Here is a 14,917-nt window from a genome sequence, read left to right as displayed (position 1 = left end):
GTCCTTCGCACGCTCAGGATGACAAGTACAAAAGGACGTTAAGCTTGAGCTAATTATACGTTGAAGCGGAAGTGCATGATGTCGCCGTCCTGCACCACGTAGTCTTTGCCTTCCACGGCCATTTTACCTGCTTCCTTGATCTTCACTTCCGTCTTATATTCCTGATAGTCGGCCAGTTTAATCACTTCGGCGCGGATAAAGCCTTTCTCGAAGTCGGAGTGGATAACGCCCGCGGCGGCTGGTGCCTTGTCGCCCTTATGGATGGTCCAGGCACGTACCTCCTGCACACCGGCCGTGAAGTACGTAATCAGGTTGAGCAGCGAGTATGAAGCTCGAATTAGGCGGTTCAAGCCCGACTCTTTCAGGCCGTATTCAGCCAAGAACATTTCTTTTTCCTCGGGATCTTCCATTTCGGCAATCTGCGACTCGATAGCCGCCGATACCAGCACCACTTCGGCGCCTTCTTGCGCTACGTGGGCTTGTAGCGCGGCCGTGTGTGCGTTGCCATTCGTGATGCTGGCCTCGTCCACGTTGGCCACGTAGATAACCGGCTTGATGGTGAGCAACTGCAAATCCGCTACAGCTTCCAATTCTTCGGGGGTAGCCTGCAGGGCCCGGGCGTTTTGGCCGCCCTCAAGTGCTGCTTTGAAGCGCTGCAGAGCAGCTACTTCCTTCTTCGCCTGCGCGTCGCCGCCCTTGGCACTGCGCTCCGACTTCGCCAGCTTCTTGTCGATGCTCTCTAAGTCTTTGATTTGCAGCTCGGTGTCGATAACGTCTTTGTCGAAAACCGGGTCAACCCCGCCCGCTACGTGCACAATATTAGGGTCGTCGAAGCAGCGGATAACGTGGATAATAGCGTCTACCTCCCGGATGTTGGCCAGGAATTTATTGCCAAGGCCTTCACCCTTGGAAGCGCCCTTCACGAGACCTGCAATGTCTACAAACTCGATAATGGTCGGTAGCACCCGCTTGGGGTTTACCAGCGCCTCCAGAATCTGGAGCCGCTCGTCGGGCACGGTAATCACGCCCACGTTAGGCTCGATGGTGCAGAAAGGATAGTTGGCCGATTCGGCTTTAGCGTTGGAAAGGGCGTTGAAAAGCGTGGATTTGCCGACGTTTGGCAGGCCGACGATACCGCAGCGGAGACCCATAAGGTGAGATAGTGAAGTGGTGAAATAGTGAGTTGCCGTTTAGCCGCGCAATTCGGGTGCAAAGGTACGGCGTTTTAAGCGGCTTTGCTGCGGCATGTTCCAGCAAGGAGCGCAAAGGGCACCTTACGCGCATTCCGTATCAACTCACTCAATTAAGAGTAGTTGCCGGCTTGCTCGACTTGGTGTCCGCTTACCAGCGAAGCTTGCGTGTTTTAAAAGTAAAGTTGCAGCCCCCAAATAAAAAATGGCGCGCACCAACCCGAAGGTTAATGCGCGCCGCATAGGATAACGATAGATTATTGAGTAAAGAGTGTTTCGGTAGCGTCAGGGGTTAATACTGGTCATCAGCGCGGTTCGGGTTGAAGCCGTTTTCACCGTCGTGGTGGTGGTCATAGGCGGGACGCGGACGGTCGAGCTCAGCGACTTCCTCGGGGGTTAACAGCTCTTCACGTACAAATTCTACGGCATCTTGCAGAGCGTCAACGAATTTCAGAAAGTCTTCCTTGTAGAGGAAGATTTTATGCTTCTCGTAAGAGAAGGTATCGTCGTCGCGGAGCTTGCGTTTGCTTTCCGTGATGGTTAGATAATAATCCTGGCCGCGAGTAGCTTTCACGTCGAAGAAATACGTGCGTTTGCCAGCCTTAATACGTTGCGAATAGATTTCTTCTTGGTCGTGACGGTCTTCCACAGTGCCTTCTGTAAAGTTATGTTATTCTAAGATGATTGAAGTGTTCCGGAAAAATACGAGCTTCCATTCAGATATAAAAATTTAAAGGCAAGCTTTTTTGAACCACCTCCGGGTATGTTTGTTAAGTAACCTAGTTCGTTGTTCTGAAAAAGGGCCTTTTTGATCTTAAAACCGCGTATCAAGGATTTGCCAAGGCAAAGCAGTAGCTTTAAATATTCCGTACCACGGGGGCCCTGCGCTCCACTTGATTTTTGAACCTTCTGCCTATGTCTCAGCCGCTCGACCTGGCCGCCGTTCGTTCCTTCGAAAATTTAGAATTCCTAGCCCGCCAGCTTGTTGAGGGGTTTATCACGGGCCTGCACCAGTCGCCATACCACGGGTTTTCGGTTGAGTTTTCCGAACATCGCCTCTACAACCCCGGTGAAAGCACGCGCCACCTCGACTGGAAGGTGTTTGCCCGTACCGATAAGCTGTTTGTGAAGCGCTACGAAGAGGAAACCAACTTGCGCTGTCACCTATTGCTCGACGTAAGCCCAAGCATGTATTACCCGGCGCCTGGCCACGATAAGCTGCGTTTTGCGGTGCTATGTGCGGCGGCCATCACCACGATGCTCCAAAAGCAGCGTGACGCCGTAGGGCTCGTAACCTTCGCCGATCGGGTGGAATTGCAGACGCCTGTGCGTAGTACCAGCACCCACCGCCATACGTTGCTGCTCACGCTCCAACAGCTGCTGGAGCGTCCGCCCACGCCGCGCCGCGCCACTACTGATGTGTCGGGCGTCATTCACACCATTGCGCAGCAAATCCCAAAACGCTCGTTGGTAGTGCTGTTTTCGGACATGCTAGGCCGGGCGCCCGAGGAGCAAACGGCTACGCTAGCGGCCTTGCAGCACCTGCGTCACCAGAACCACGAAGTACTGCTCTTCCACATCATGGACCGTGCTACCGAAGCCGATTTTGCTTTTCAAGATCGGCCCTATGTGTTCGAGGATGTGGAAACCGGCGAAACGGTAAAGCTGCAGCCTTCGCAGGTGCGCGAACAATACCGCGCCGCCATGCAAAAGTATGAGCACGAACTCGTGCTTCGGTGCGGACAATACAAAATCGATTTTGTGCCAGTCGATATTCGGGAGCCCTTCGATAAGGTTCTGTATGCTTACTTAGTAAAGCGAGGAAAAGTACGCTAGAACCAAGATGGCCGCGTGAGCTGGTGTTTGTGCTGCAATAGTATTTTTTATAACAAAACGATGGCTGCCTGGTATTGCCGTGTGTGCGGCCTCGACTACGATGAGTCGCCTTGGGGGCCAAACGGAAACGCGCCGGATCATAGCATCTGCGAGTGTTGCGGGGCAGAGTTCGGCTACCAAGACCACACGCCTGATAGTGCTCGGCAGTATCGGGCTGCTTGGCTAGCTGGCGGCGCCCAATGGTTCTACCCTAAACTGAAACCGGAGGGCTGGCTTCTAGCAGACCAGCTGGGGCAAGTTCCTGACCTGTACCTCTAGCCACCTCCTTTAGTGCCCTTTTTCCATGCTTATTGACATCATCTGCGCGCTGCTCTTTCTGTGCATTCCCTCGGCGCTAATCACCGCCTACATTGCCCACATGAACGACCGGTCGTTGTGGCGGTGGATGGCGTTTGGCTTCTGTGTGCCGTATGTGGCCGCCGTAATAGCCATGGTCGTGACATACTTCGACCAAAAACGGTCGGGGGAGCTAGACGAGTAGTACTGCTTTATTATATGCGGCAAACTCTTGTGCCCCCGCTGCCTAAGCGGCAGGCTGATTGTCCAACGACTGCCACAAGTACTTACACGCCAAGGAGCGGTACGGACGCCAGGGCTCCGCAATTTCGGTCATGCGGCGGAGCAGGGCTTTGCCGGTTTCTTCCAGTCCATAATGCTTGCGCATAGCATTCTGAACGCCCAAGTCGCCCTCGGCAAATACATCAGGCTGGTCGAGTGCAAACATCTGGAGCATTTGGGCAGTCCAGCGGCCCACACCTTTTATTTGGGTAAGATGACGGGTAAAGTCGTCTTCGGAAAGCTGGCTTAGGTGCGCGTGGTCGAGTTGGTCGCGCTGGGCAAAATCGGCAATGGCCCGCAGGTAGCCCGCTTTCTGCCTCGATAAGCCGGCAGTGCGCAAGTCTTCGTCGGTGAGTGCAAGCAGGGCGGCCGGCTCAGGATAGCCATCGGGCGGAAACAGCGCTTGTACTTTGCGCCAGATAGCCGCGGCGGCTTTGGTTGAAATCTGCTGACTGACAATGGCCCGGAGCAGCGCCAGGTATAAGTCTTCGTGCGCCGAAGGCTGAATAGGCCGGCCCCGTTCGATAATGGTTGCTAACACCGGATCAGCCGAACGCAAATGCGTGAGGGCGGCCGCAGAGTCGCTGGCGGGAAGAGTGGGAGGGAAAGCGGGTTTGCGCGGAGCAGAAGGCATAAGCAAATGAGAACGGCAGTGAGCGAGCAGGTACAGCAAGGGCCTCCTGACAGCTACGTGAACAGCTGCTGAAGCTTAATTGATATCAACGGGTAAAGCTGGAACGAGAAACTCGTTGAGAAAATCCCCCGTCTGCGACATCAGGACCCCGGCTAGGTTCTGCCCAAGATAAGCGCCGGTATCAATGTTGAGTACATCGGCCTGGGCATCATAAGTAGGTTCGCCGTAAGGGGTTGGGGTGTGGCCAATAACTTGGCGCTTACCGATGTTGAGCAGAGGCCCGCGCCGCCACAAAATACCATCGGGATGGTCTTCATCGAGCGGATTGGGGGTGTCGGCAATGCCAGCATGGCTGATAAGCAGATGGGCGTTTTCCCAGAGCAGCGGCCGACGAGCAAGCCACCCTAAATGCGAGACAAGCAACGAGCGGCGACCAGTATACTGCTGGGCCGTGGATCGGCCACCCCATTCCAGCCAGGGAGGGTAGGGGCCACGCGGACCATAGTGCGTAAGCATAGCCGCTTCATGATTGCCTTTCAAAAACACGGTGCGGCCCGGGTATTGCGCTTCCAGCTCCATGGCTAGCGCTATGCACTCCGGCGCAAAGTTGCCCCGGTCCACTAAATCACCGGTTTGAACCAACAGTTCTTGGTTGGGTTGCCAGTGCTGCAACAGCTTATCGAAGGTGTGAAAACAGCCATGTACATCACCTATCACAAAGAGGTTCATAAACAGAGATACGAGAAAAAACAGCGGGGCGAGGCTATGCGTGCTAAGCCGCCGCTAATGACCGTCGCCCGCGGGCGACGTATCTGTACTTAGCCCGAGTTTCTTTACTAGCAGGCCAATACTTAAACCCTGCGCGATAATGCTGAACACCACTACCACATACGTGATGCCTACCAGCAGGTCGCGGGGCATGCTATTGGGTAGCGACAACGCAAGGGCCACGGAGATACCGCCGCGCAGCCCACCCCAGGTGAGCACCCGTAGCGTAGGCCGGTCGAACGGGTAATACTTCTTCAGCAACGTCAGGGGGAGAGCTACCGATACCAAGCGGGCTAGCAGTACTACCACAACGGCCACCGCGCCAACTAGCAGCGTCGTGCGGCTGATGTTGAGCACTAGCATTTCCAGGCCAATCAGCACGAAGAGCACGGCGTTTAGTATCTCATCCAGTACTTCCCAGAACTTATCTAGATACTCGCGGGTCAAGTCGGACATACCTTTCTTACGGCCCTGGTTGCCCACAATTAGGCCCGCTACCACAATGGCCAGTGGCCCCGAGGTGTGCAGGGTAGTGGCCAAGGCCGTGCCGCCCATCACCAGGGCTAAGGTTAGCAGCACTTCTACTTTGTAGTTATCAATAGAGCGCAACGCCCAAAAGGTGACATACCCTAGAGCAGCGCCAAGCACGATACCACCCACAGCTTCGCGCAAAAATAGCTCACCGATTACGGCTGGTGTAGCCTGTTCCGCCCCAAACTGCGCGATTTGAAACAAGCTCACAAATATCACTACTGCCACGCCGTCGTTAAACAGCGATTCGCCTACAATCCTTATTTCAAGATTTGGAGCAATACGAGCCTCTTTCAGAATACCGAGCACGGCAATAGGGTCGGTGGGGGAAATCAAGGCGCCAAACAGCAGGCAATAAATGAACTCAATAGGCTGCCCGAATAGCGGAAAAATGTAGTACGTGGCCATAGCAACCAGTACAGTGGACAACAGTGTGCCTGCCGTAGCCAACGATAGTACTGGCGCCAACTCTCGGCCTAAGGCCCGCACGTCCACGTGAATGGCCCCTGCAAAGAGCAGAAAGCTGAGCATCACCTGCATGAGGATTGTGTGGAAGTCGAGGCCGCGCAGGAGTTGGCTGGCCGTTAGCACCCACGGCACTCCCAACCGGCCTAGCCCGATAGCAATGAGCGAAGAGACTAAAGCCAGTATCATTAGCCCGATTGTGCCTGGCAGCCGCAAAAAACGATGATTGAGGTAGCCAAAAGTTGCGGCGGCCACAATGAGTATGGCAAAGGTGTTGTATAATTCCATTGACTAGGCAAAAGAGGAGCTGCCTCGCAATAGCAACAAGCTCAATCGAACTTGTGGAAAGTGGCCACTAGGAGCCACCTGTTATTGGGAGCCATGGGGCAGAAAATTCTGTGGTAGTCTGGGCGAGTTAGCAAATAGCTCGCCCAGACTACCACAGAATTTTCTGCCCCAAGCTATTGCTTTAAAATGTGAAAGGCCGGTATGGCAGAAAGATTCATTAGCTGCCTGCCGCCTGCCCCATTGCTAGCACGTTTTCGAGGCGCGCAGTCATGGCATCATCAACGTCCAAGTGCGTTACAAAGCGAATCATTTGGGGACCAAACGAGGCCGCTTTGATGCCTTGCTCCTCTAGCCGCGCCAGAAACTGCTCGGCTGGCATCTCAGGACGCAAACGGAAAATGACGAGGTTGGTTTCCACGGGCAATACCTCGGCCACGTAGGGCTGAAGGGCCAGGGTAGCCTCTATTTGCTTGGCGCGACGGTGGTCGTCGGCTAGGCGGTCTACGTTGTTTTCCAGTGCGTACAAACCCGCGGCCGCCAAGTAGCCTGCCTGCCGCATGCCACCACCCAGTACCTTACGGATGCGCTTGGTTTTCTGAATAAACGCCTTGCTTCCCAATAGTACAGAGCCGACCGGTGCCCCAAGGCCCTTCGACAAGCACACGGAAATAGTATCGAAGATGCGGCCATAGTCAGCAGCTTGCTGGCCGGTAGATACCAAGGCGTTGAAGACGCGGGCCCCATCGAGGTGCAACGGAATGCGGTGCCGCCGCGCCACCTCGGCAATAGCTTCCAGCTCGTGTAAGTCGTAGCAGCTGCCCCCGCCCCGGTTGTGGGTATTTTCAAGCGAAATCAGGCTGGTAGTGGGATAATGCACATTCACGGGGCGAATAGCGGCCTCCACCTGCGCAGCAGTGAGGCGGCCCCGTTCGCCCGGCAGCAGCGCCACCGAAGCTCCTGAGTTGAAGGCAATACCACCTACTTCCCACAGATAGATGTGCGAATTTTGTTCGCACACCACTTCCGACAGCGGTTCGGTGTGTGCCTTGATGGCAATCTGGTTGGTCATGGTGCCGGAGGGGCAGAACAAACCAGCCTCCAGCCCAAACCGAGCGGCAGCTTCTTGTTCCAATGCCCGCACCGTGGGGTCTTCTTCGTATACGTCGTCGCCAACAGGAGCTTTAAACATAGCCTCCAGCATAGCGGAGGTAGGACGCGTGACCGTATCCGAGCGTAAATCAATCAACGAATTCATCATCAGTGGAGAAGGTAAAAAGAGGAAAGGTTTTCCGGTTTCAAATTTATGACTTACTTTTGCCCCTCCTTTACAGAAAGACCTTAACCGACCCGGAAAAAATGAGCGTTACCCGATTGAAGCGCAAGCACCGCAAGAACATTGCCCGCGCCAACAACAAGCAAACCGTTATCAAGCAACTGTTGCTGACTCCCGTTCTCAAGAACGTTGACATCGAAGAACTGAAAGCCCGTTTCTCGAAAACTGGCACCACCAATACCGAAGCCGCGGCCTAAGCTGCGCATCCTCTGGCACACCCGACCCCGGTGTCGGTGGGTTTGGTCAGAATCATATGAAAGCGTCTTTCCTGGCAAAGGGAAGACGCTTTTCTATTTCCAGCCCCATCATGGATGCTGTCTGGCACTGTTGTAACGGGGCGGCCTGGCAAGTACAGTTTATTTAGGGCCTAGCTCTACAACCTGAAGCTGCTGCACTTTGCCATCGGCTACTTGGAAGCGCAGCATGGTACGGACTTTGTGAAAGCCGTGGCGGCCAGCTGCCCCCGGGTTAAGGTGCAGCAAGCCGAGCTTAGCGTCGGGCATAACCTTGAGGATGTGCGAATGCCCACTGATGAACAGGCCAGGGCGCTCTTGCTGAAGTAAAGGCCGCGCAGCCGGACTGTAGTGCCCCGGATAGCCCCCAATATGCGTCATTAGCACCCGTAAGCCCTCTATATCGAAAGCTTGCACCAGCGGCTGGGTGTCGCGCACGTCGCGGCCATCGATGTTGCCGTAGACGCCGCGCAGCGGCGCCACCTCCGCGAGCTGCTCCGCGACGGCCGCAATTCCAAAGTCGCCGGCGTGCCATATTTCGTCGCAGCCGCTCAAGTGGTGCAGAATTCGTTCGTCGAGGTAGCTATGGGTGTCGGAGAGCAAGCCGATTTTCTTCATCAGGCGAAGGTAGGAGAGGGCAGGAAATAGTAAAGACCGTGAAACAAGGATTTTACTGTTGTGTTGATGCATTTCAGGCCAGTAGAGCAAGCTTTTACTTGTTTGAATAGCCTACGTAGTGCACTGGTTTCGTATCGCGCAATTTCCTCTTCTCGCCTCGTCTAACAACTCAACTGACAGTAGCCCGTATCTTGCCGTTCACCTTGCACTTTCGTTTGCGAAGATTTATGTTGTGCTTTGCAGCGGGCCGTGTCCTGTATTTCTCATTGTTTGTACCCCTCCAGATTACCCCGCGATGAACGTCTTCATCAACGATATTCCGCTGATCATCAAGAAGAACAGCGATAAAGTGTACAAGCACAAGTACGACCTGATTCTGAATCCGGAAGACGAGTTTACCTCCAAGGATCTAGTAGGTGACGTTCTAGTGCGCGACGTCACGGATGTGTTCGTGGACCGGCTGCTGCGGCTCATGGAAGTGAAAAAGCTGAAGAAGCTAACTTCTCTGACCATGCTGGCGCGCAAAAAAAGCCGCCTTATCCTGCACCTAAAAGACCAGTTTCGCATCGTGAAGGCCGCCGGTGGCCTCGTGGTGAAACAAGGTAAGGTGCTGATGATCTACCGGTTAGGCAAATGGGATTTGCCGAAAGGCAAGCTCAAAAAAGAAGAAGATCCTGGTCTTGGCGCTTTGCGCGAGGTCGAAGAGGAATGCAACATCAAAGTAGAGCTTGGCGACAAATTGCCGAGCACGTGGCATTCCTATGCCTACAACGGCAACAAGATCCTTAAGAAAACCAACTGGTACGTGATGCGCTGCCTCGACGACACGTTGATGAAGCCCCAAGCCGAAGAATACATTGAAGAAGTGCGCTGGATGACGCCCCAAGAGGCGCTGACGGTTCTAGAATCGTCGTATGCCAGCATTGCACTAGTGATGCGCCATTACCTAAGCGAAATGGCGGGTCATTCGATCAAGAACTAACATTGCAATAAGCCACAACGAGAAGGGGCGTGCCAAATACAATTGGTACGCCCCTTCTCGTTGTGGCTCTATAATTATTGCGTGGCTAGCTTTGGAATGGCGGCAATTCAAATGGAACGAAGCTATTAACGTTGCCACCGAAACGGTGAATTTCCCGAATAATCGTGCTGCTGATGGCAGCAAGTGCGGGAGAAGTAATCAGGAAGACCGTTTCCAGCTCTGGGTTGACGTGGCGGTTGGCTTGCGCAATGGTGTTTTCGTATTCGAAATCGGTGGTGTTGCGCAGGCCGCGTAGCAGGTAGCGGGCCCCAACCTCCCGGGCAAAGTCGGCGGTAAGGCCTTTGTAGGCCCGCACTGACACGCGCGGCTCTTCGCGAAACACTTCCTCAATCATGGCTATCATCTGCTCCACGGGCAAATAGCGGGTCTTGCTACTATTGTTGCCGATGGCAATGATAATTTCATCGAATAGGTCCGCGCCGCGCCGCACCACATCCAAGTGGCCGTTGGTGAACGGGTCGAAGGAACCAGGGAACAGAGCGATGCGCATAGGGAAGTAGGAGTAGTAGTTGAGTTGCAACCTAACTCAGTGGCTCGTATTCGTTGAACAGTATTCCTTGATTACTCCGCAAACTCCGTTACTCGCATAGATGAAGGCTGTAGAGCTCGAAGAAGCGGTATTCGAACAATTCATTAAGGCGGTAGCTGTAGCTTAGATCGAAGGGGCGGTTACCGAACTTGATATAGCGAATGTACTTGCGCAGGATGGTGAACAGTTCAGAGTCATGCATCAAGTCGCCCCACACCACTACGGGGTCCTGGTCGGGGTTGAGCTGCAACTCCTGCATCACCAGAATGGTGTAGTAAATCAAATCTTCGGGCGAACTGAAAGCGAAGACGTTGCAGAACTCCGGGCGCTTGTCGCGGATTACGGCAACCGTTACCTCTTGGTGCCCAATGCTCAGGTACAAGCGACGCGTAGTAGTTGACTCGCTCTGGTGAATAAGGCCTTCGAGCAAGGCACTGGTTTGGTGCAGTAATGAGCCAGCCGGGTAAATGGACTTAAACCAAGTGGTCATCTCGTTTTCGGCCGCGAATACACTCGCTAGCTCCAGGCTGGCATGCGTATATGAAAATACGGTTTCGTGCTGAGCATCAACGGTGTGGTGCAGGCGCAGATAGGTGGCCTCGTCGCCGGGGCGCAGGAGCGGCGCGGGCAGCAGCGTAAAGTGACGATTTTGGATGGACAACCGCACATGATTCCAGCCAGTTAGCCCAACCAAATCGTGGTGAGCTGCCAAAGCTTGCAGCTGCCCGCCGTAGGACGTAGCGGCCAGCGGTGCATAATCTTCCAGCACCACAAATTTGTTGCGGCGCACATCGGCCACGCCCACGCGTAGGCCAGCTGGGCTAGCGGTTAGATAGAGGTTATAAGCAGATAGGGTAGTAGGGTCCAGGGTCTCGTCGCGCAGGCGGTGCAGGGCTGTAGGGGCCGGCAATTGCGACGAGGAAATAGACATAGTAGTAGTAGCAAATGAGTCGGAGGCCACAGGCAAATACGGGTAGGGAAGAAGACCAAAGGTACTCAGGCCAACTTAATTGGCGTCTGCCTGACTTCAGTCAATTCACTTTCGTGGGCTGTTTGGGCTACTTTAGTATCAAAATTTATCAACTTCTGTAAATGCACAGAATTGCTGTCCGTCTAATCCTAAAACTCTTTTTGATTTTCTGTTTATAACGAAAGTTCGGGGTAGCACTAGGTTGGCGGAAACAGGTGCCGCACCGTTCACAGGAATCGGTTCCTTGCGAGCATAAGTCACATGTAAAGTGTCTCTGATAATCTGGTATGTGCCGTAATGGAAATCAAATCCATTCATCATCAATCTGAAGTGGCCATCAGGATACACTTGTAGCATGTGTAGTTCATCGTAGGCAGAGAACAATACAGGCTTTTCCTCACGGCATGCCGTAAGCAAGGCAGAAGCCGTTATAAGACCGCTAAAAAGTCGCAGCAAAGTCACTTCTGAAACCGGATTTGCGGGATGAACACATCATCGGTGCTAATAATCTGGCGTAGTACGGGGTGCACTTGGGCAGCTGGCAACCGGATGAGCTGCCGGGGTGCTACGAAAGCCAGTTTGGTAAGGAGTTGATTGTCGGCGGCGTGTTCTGGGTCGTGGCCCAAGCGGGGTACTACAGTGGCATCCTCCGGTGTTACTTCAAAAAACAACTCTAAAGCCTGCAAGTCGGCGCTGCCGTACTCGTGCAGATGCAAAAACCGGCCTATAACTACATCCAAACCTGTTTCCTCCCGAAACTCGCGCCGCAAACAGTCCTGTATGGTCTCGCCAAACTGCCAGCCTCCACCGGGTGGCGACCAGAAAGGTGCATCATCGGGGAGCAAGCCACGGTGGGCGGTCAGGAGCAGGGCGCCTTCCTGCACGAGCAGGCCGCATACTCGTACGCGGACGAGACCAGTATAAGAGTCGAGGGACGGGCCAGCGGAAAGAGGATTAGGAGCGGACATTTAATGGTATATGACTTAACAGAAAGCCTCAGTGTTGGACTAAGGGAACCACTGAGGCTGGTTTGCGGCCCTTACGGCGCTGCCGCCAGCGCCGCAACCGGGTGGCAATATACAGCACGAGTACCAGCACCAAGCCGGCGGCCAGCAGTGGCAGTAGCAATGCTAGCACGGTACCAAGCACGGCTAGCGTATTTTCGGCAGTAGCTAGCACAGGGTTGCCAAGGCCGGCCGTTCCCATCGTGGACCCTGCGCGCAGCAGCGTAGTGCCTGTTTGGATGATGCCCGCCGTGCCGCCGCCCACCAGCACCCCCAACCCCCACCGTACCACTGGGTCGAGGTCGGGTAAGGCAGCCGTCATGAGTACAGTACCGGCTATAAACGACGCCGGCGTTGTTATCGTATCCAGTAAGTTGTCAACTACCGGAAAGTAATAGCCCAAGACTTCCATAACCGTAGCCGTGCCTAGCGCCCCTACGGCCGCCCAACTACCTAGCCAGGCAAACCCCGGGGAGGGGTGCAGCACGCCCGTATGATACGCAATACTGGCGGCCAGCAGCGGCACAAACACCCGAAAGCCACTGCACGCGGCAAGGGCTAATCCTAACGCGCCACTCAAAAGGTATTCCATGGTGCAGGTTGCTGATTGATGGTTGCTATTGATCGGACCTTGGTCAATTTAACCAGAAACCACCAGCAAGTAGCAATCAACAACCTGCAATTCGCGGCCCTATCTTTGGCCCCGATGACTACTCCCGAAACACCCGCCCCATCCGCATCTGCCAACGACTCGCTCGAAGCCCGCATCCGCCGCAAACTCAAGCGCCAGCACTTCATGCACCTCATCGGCGCCGACCTCACCCGCATCGAGTCTGGCCGCGTAGAGGCTGAATTACTCCTCCAGGAGCAGCACCAGCAGCAACGCGGCTTTGTGCACGGTGGCCTCACCGCCACCATGGCCGACTTGGTGGCCGGTTTCGCTGCCGTTACCCTCGTGCCCGACGATACGGGCGTGGTCACGGTGGAGCTAAAAACCAGCTACTTACACCCCGGCATAGGTAAAAAGCTGCGTGCCGTAGGTTGGGTGTTGAAGGCCGGACGCCGCCTGCATTTTTGTGAGGCCGAAGTATGGTGCGACGAGCTGCTAATAGCCAAGGCAACGGCTACTATGGCCGTGGTAGAGCCGCAAGGCTGAGACCAATCAACTTCAAGAGCGGAAGGCGCTAAAGTACTTACTGCAAGAAGGCTTCCGCATGTGACAGAAATATGTGTACTGGCCGGGAGGGAATCTTGTGCCTTCGGGGACCTGAAACGGGCGTAGATTTGTTACCAGACAATACGCTATGCTTTCTCTTCGTACTCCCTCCGTCCGCGACCATTTTCCCTACGAACCCACTCAGGATCAGTCCACGCTTTTCCATAAGCTGGATCTGTTTTTGAAAGACGACTTGCCTGGTCGTAAAGCGTTTGTGCTGCGGGGATATGCCGGTACCGGCAAAACCACCGTAGTCAGCGCGCTGGTACAGTGGCTGCACAAGCTTGGTCGCAAATACGTGCTGATGGCACCCACCGGCCGCGCCGCTAAGGTGATGAGCGCCTACGCCGGCGTTTCGGCCAGCACCATTCACAAGAAAATCTACCGCCAAACCAGCGGCACACCTTCCCAGGGCCTCTCGTTTCAGCGCCAGCCCAACCGGGCCCAAGACACGCTTTTTATTGTGGACGAGGCCTCGATGATTTCCGATGAAAAAGCCTTCGGAGAAAACGGTCTGCTCGACGACTTGATGAATTACGTGTTCGAGAAGCCTTCGAACCGGCTGTTGCTCATCGGCGATACGGCGCAGCTGCCGCCTGTGGGTCAACTCCTAAGCCCAGCCCTCGACCCTGAGCTACTGCGGCACCGCTTCCGGGCCACGGTAGATGGGGTGGAACTGCGGCAGGTAATGCGTCAGGCCGAGCAGTCGGGTATTCTGATGAACGCTACGGTGCTGCGCGAGGAGCTGCGGCAAGAGCAGCCCAATATTCAGTTTGTGACGAGCGGCTACCCCGACCTGTTTAAGATGGGCGGCGACAAGCTGGAGGACGGCTTGCGCTGGGCGTATAAGAACTTTGGGCACGAGAATACGACTATCATCTGTCGCTCCAACAAGAACGCCAACCAGTACAACCAACTGATTCGGCGGGTGCTGTTTGAAGCCGAAGACGAAATAGAGTCGGGCGACTACCTCATGGTGGTGCGCAACAATTACTTCTGGCTGCCCAAGGATTCGGAAATGGGCTTTCTGGCCAACGGCGACTTTGTGCAGGTGGTTAAAATCATCCGGCGCACCGAGGAGTTCGGATTTCATTTTGCCGATGCCCGCGTCCGCCTCGTCGACTACCCCGACGAGCCAGACATGGAAATTAAGCTCCTACTCGACACGCTGCACACCGAAAGCCCCGCCCTGCCCGCCGACCGCAGCAAAGAACTGTACGAGGCGGTAGGCAAAGATTACGAACACCTTACCACCAAGCGCGACAAAAGCGCGGCGCTCCGCAAAGACCCGTTCCTGAACGCGCTGCAAGTGAAGTTTGCTTATGCCCTTACATGCCACAAAGCACAGGGCGGACAGTGGCAAGCCGTATTCGTCGACCACGGTTTCCTGAAGGAAGACATGGTGAACTCCGAGTTTGCCCGCTGGCTGTACACTGCCGTCACGCGAGCCTCAGAAAAGCTGTTTTTACTGAACTTCAATCAGAAGCTGCTGGCCGAGAAACCGGAATAGCAGGGCCGCTAGAGAAGTCGCATTTCAATGAGGCAGAAAAGGTAGAGGTTAAATATCTGTTTGGCATAATATTAGTTTAGAGGCTTTTTACTTCCTTTCGGAAGTCAATTAAATCTTTCCATCTTCCAAACT

At 54.7% G+C, this 14,917-nt stretch carries 18 protein-coding genes; 7 read left to right on the top strand and 11 right to left on the bottom strand.

What is annotated here, in order from left to right; all coding sequences use genetic code 11:
- Positions 1–53 precede the first annotated feature (53 nt).
- Both ychF and P1X16_RS12615 read right to left on the bottom strand, forming a co-directional pair.
- Entirely contained in the window at positions 54–1,151 is a 1,098-nt protein-coding gene (gene ychF, locus P1X16_RS12620) for a redox-regulated ATPase YchF (protein ID WP_277229244.1), read from the bottom strand.
- 331 nt (positions 1,152–1,482) lie between these two features.
- Entirely contained in the window at positions 1,483–1,839 is a 357-nt protein-coding gene (locus tag P1X16_RS12615) for a DUF3276 family protein (RefSeq protein ID WP_277229243.1), read from the bottom strand.
- A gap of 266 nt (positions 1,840–2,105) precedes the next feature.
- Here P1X16_RS12615 and P1X16_RS12610 point away from each other — a divergent pair, with 266 nt between their 5' ends.
- From P1X16_RS12610 to P1X16_RS12600, 3 genes are read left to right on the top strand one after another with little or no spacing between them, the layout of a single operon-like run.
- On the top strand, positions 2,106–3,026 hold the full coding sequence (locus tag P1X16_RS12610) for a DUF58 domain-containing protein (RefSeq protein WP_277229242.1): 921 nt from the start codon (positions 2,106–2,108) through the stop codon (positions 3,024–3,026).
- A gap of 60 nt (positions 3,027–3,086) precedes the next feature.
- Positions 3,087–3,344, top strand: a complete 258-nt coding sequence (locus P1X16_RS12605) for a hypothetical protein (protein ID WP_277229241.1) — start codon at positions 3,087–3,089, stop codon at positions 3,342–3,344.
- Positions 3,345–3,369: 25 nt separating this feature from the next.
- Positions 3,370–3,567 (top strand): hypothetical protein, encoded by a 198-nt coding sequence (locus P1X16_RS12600; RefSeq protein ID WP_277229240.1) that lies wholly within the window; start codon positions 3,370–3,372, stop codon positions 3,565–3,567.
- 42 nt (positions 3,568–3,609) lie between these two features.
- On the opposite strand, the gene P1X16_RS12595 is transcribed toward P1X16_RS12600, so the two are convergent.
- The 4 genes from P1X16_RS12595 to P1X16_RS12580 all read right to left on the bottom strand — a co-directional run bounded on the left by P1X16_RS12595 (position 3,610) and on the right by P1X16_RS12580 (position 7,588).
- Positions 3,610–4,278, bottom strand: a complete 669-nt coding sequence (locus P1X16_RS12595; protein WP_277229239.1) for a DNA-3-methyladenine glycosylase 2 family protein — start codon at positions 4,276–4,278, stop codon at positions 3,610–3,612.
- 75 nt (positions 4,279–4,353) lie between these two features.
- Positions 4,354–5,007, bottom strand: coding sequence for a metallophosphoesterase (locus P1X16_RS12590; RefSeq protein ID WP_277229238.1), 654 nt, complete (start codon positions 5,005–5,007; stop codon positions 4,354–4,356).
- 54 nt (positions 5,008–5,061) lie between these two features.
- Complete coding sequence (locus P1X16_RS12585; RefSeq protein ID WP_277229237.1) at positions 5,062–6,330, bottom strand: sodium:proton antiporter; 1,269 nt, start codon at positions 6,328–6,330, stop codon at positions 5,062–5,064.
- 217 nt (positions 6,331–6,547) lie between these two features.
- Positions 6,548–7,588, bottom strand: coding sequence for a GntG family PLP-dependent aldolase (locus P1X16_RS12580; protein ID WP_277229236.1), 1,041 nt, complete (start codon positions 7,586–7,588; stop codon positions 6,548–6,550).
- A gap of 98 nt (positions 7,589–7,686) precedes the next feature.
- Between P1X16_RS12580 and P1X16_RS12575 the strand changes: the two genes are divergently transcribed.
- Positions 7,687–7,860: a hypothetical protein gene (locus P1X16_RS12575; RefSeq protein ID WP_277229235.1), complete on the top strand. Its 174-nt coding sequence runs from the start codon at positions 7,687–7,689 to the stop codon at positions 7,858–7,860.
- Between the two features lie 159 nt (positions 7,861–8,019).
- Here P1X16_RS12575 and P1X16_RS12570 read toward each other — a convergent pair whose 3' ends face one another.
- A complete protein-coding gene (locus P1X16_RS12570; protein ID WP_277229234.1) occupies positions 8,020–8,514 on the bottom strand; it encodes a metallophosphoesterase family protein in 495 nt (164 codons plus the stop codon).
- A 295-nt stretch (positions 8,515–8,809) separates the two neighbouring features.
- Here P1X16_RS12570 and P1X16_RS12565 point away from each other — a divergent pair, with 295 nt between their 5' ends.
- On the top strand, positions 8,810–9,496 hold the full coding sequence (locus tag P1X16_RS12565) for an NUDIX hydrolase (protein WP_277229233.1): 687 nt from the start codon (positions 8,810–8,812) through the stop codon (positions 9,494–9,496).
- An 85-nt stretch (positions 9,497–9,581) separates the two neighbouring features.
- Here P1X16_RS12565 and coaD read toward each other — a convergent pair whose 3' ends face one another.
- The 4 genes from coaD to P1X16_RS12545 form a co-directional block, all read right to left on the bottom strand.
- On the bottom strand, positions 9,582–10,046 hold the full coding sequence (coaD, locus tag P1X16_RS12560) for a pantetheine-phosphate adenylyltransferase (RefSeq protein WP_277229232.1): 465 nt from the start codon (positions 10,044–10,046) through the stop codon (positions 9,582–9,584).
- A gap of 88 nt (positions 10,047–10,134) precedes the next feature.
- Positions 10,135–11,016, bottom strand: coding sequence for a DUF3822 family protein (locus tag P1X16_RS12555; protein ID WP_277229231.1), 882 nt, complete (start codon positions 11,014–11,016; stop codon positions 10,135–10,137).
- Positions 11,017–11,513: 497 nt separating this feature from the next.
- Positions 11,514–12,023 carry an NUDIX hydrolase gene (locus P1X16_RS12550; protein ID WP_277229230.1) on the bottom strand — a complete coding sequence of 170 codons (510 nt, stop codon included), beginning with the start codon at positions 12,021–12,023 and terminating at the stop codon, positions 11,514–11,516.
- 28 nt (positions 12,024–12,051) lie between these two features.
- Positions 12,052–12,651, bottom strand: coding sequence for a DUF4126 domain-containing protein (locus tag P1X16_RS12545; RefSeq protein WP_277229229.1), 600 nt, complete (start codon positions 12,649–12,651; stop codon positions 12,052–12,054).
- Between the two features lie 114 nt (positions 12,652–12,765).
- Between P1X16_RS12545 and P1X16_RS12540 the strand changes: the two genes are divergently transcribed.
- The gene (locus P1X16_RS12540) at positions 12,766–13,215 is read left to right on the top strand and encodes a PaaI family thioesterase (protein ID WP_277229228.1); all 450 of its coding nucleotides are present in this window, start codon (positions 12,766–12,768) and stop codon (positions 13,213–13,215) included.
- Positions 13,216–13,363: 148 nt separating this feature from the next.
- Positions 13,364–14,785 (top strand): AAA family ATPase, encoded by a 1,422-nt coding sequence (locus P1X16_RS12535; protein WP_277229227.1) that lies wholly within the window; start codon positions 13,364–13,366, stop codon positions 14,783–14,785.
- The last annotated feature ends 132 nt before the right edge of the window (positions 14,786–14,917 follow it).

The organism is Hymenobacter sp. YC55 (assembly GCF_029433095.1).
Taxonomy (GTDB): Bacteria; Bacteroidota; Bacteroidia; order Cytophagales; family Hymenobacteraceae; genus Hymenobacter.
The sequence above is the reverse complement of the archived record's forward strand: the minus strand, read 5'-3'. Positions and strand labels throughout refer to the sequence as shown.

What these genes read in the sequence shown, in the direction of transcription:
- P1X16_RS12600 (WP_277229240.1), top strand. Translation starts at nt 3,370, where the DNA reads ATGCTTATTGACATCATCTGCGCGCTGCTCTTTCTGTGCATTCCCTCG.
- P1X16_RS12590 (WP_277229238.1), bottom strand. Translation starts at nt 5,007, where the DNA reads ATGAACCTCTTTGTGATAGGTGATGTACATGGCTGTTTTCACACCTTC.
- P1X16_RS12580 (WP_277229236.1), bottom strand. Translation starts at nt 7,588, where the DNA reads ATGATGAATTCGTTGATTGATTTACGCTCGGATACGGTCACGCGTCCT.
- P1X16_RS12570 (WP_277229234.1), bottom strand. Translation starts at nt 8,514, where the DNA reads ATGAAGAAAATCGGCTTGCTCTCCGACACCCATAGCTACCTCGACGAA.
- ychF (WP_277229244.1), bottom strand. Translation starts at nt 1,151, where the DNA reads ATGGGTCTCCGCTGCGGTATCGTCGGCCTGCCAAACGTCGGCAAATCC.
- P1X16_RS12550 (WP_277229230.1), bottom strand. Translation starts at nt 12,023, where the DNA reads ATGTCCGCTCCTAATCCTCTTTCCGCTGGCCCGTCCCTCGACTCTTAT.
- P1X16_RS12595 (WP_277229239.1), bottom strand. Translation starts at nt 4,278, where the DNA reads ATGCCTTCTGCTCCGCGCAAACCCGCTTTCCCTCCCACTCTTCCCGCC.
- P1X16_RS12610 (WP_277229242.1), top strand. Translation starts at nt 2,106, where the DNA reads ATGTCTCAGCCGCTCGACCTGGCCGCCGTTCGTTCCTTCGAAAATTTA.
- coaD (WP_277229232.1), bottom strand. Translation starts at nt 10,046, where the DNA reads ATGCGCATCGCTCTGTTCCCTGGTTCCTTCGACCCGTTCACCAACGGC.
- P1X16_RS12585 (WP_277229237.1), bottom strand. Translation starts at nt 6,330, where the DNA reads ATGGAATTATACAACACCTTTGCCATACTCATTGTGGCCGCCGCAACT.
- P1X16_RS12555 (WP_277229231.1), bottom strand. Translation starts at nt 11,016, where the DNA reads ATGTCTATTTCCTCGTCGCAATTGCCGGCCCCTACAGCCCTGCACCGC.
- P1X16_RS12575 (WP_277229235.1), top strand. Translation starts at nt 7,687, where the DNA reads ATGAGCGTTACCCGATTGAAGCGCAAGCACCGCAAGAACATTGCCCGC.
- P1X16_RS12545 (WP_277229229.1), bottom strand. Translation starts at nt 12,651, where the DNA reads ATGGAATACCTTTTGAGTGGCGCGTTAGGATTAGCCCTTGCCGCGTGC.
- P1X16_RS12565 (WP_277229233.1), top strand. Translation starts at nt 8,810, where the DNA reads ATGAACGTCTTCATCAACGATATTCCGCTGATCATCAAGAAGAACAGC.
- P1X16_RS12535 (WP_277229227.1), top strand. Translation starts at nt 13,364, where the DNA reads ATGCTTTCTCTTCGTACTCCCTCCGTCCGCGACCATTTTCCCTACGAA.
- P1X16_RS12605 (WP_277229241.1), top strand. Translation starts at nt 3,087, where the DNA reads ATGGCTGCCTGGTATTGCCGTGTGTGCGGCCTCGACTACGATGAGTCG.
- P1X16_RS12540 (WP_277229228.1), top strand. Translation starts at nt 12,766, where the DNA reads ATGACTACTCCCGAAACACCCGCCCCATCCGCATCTGCCAACGACTCG.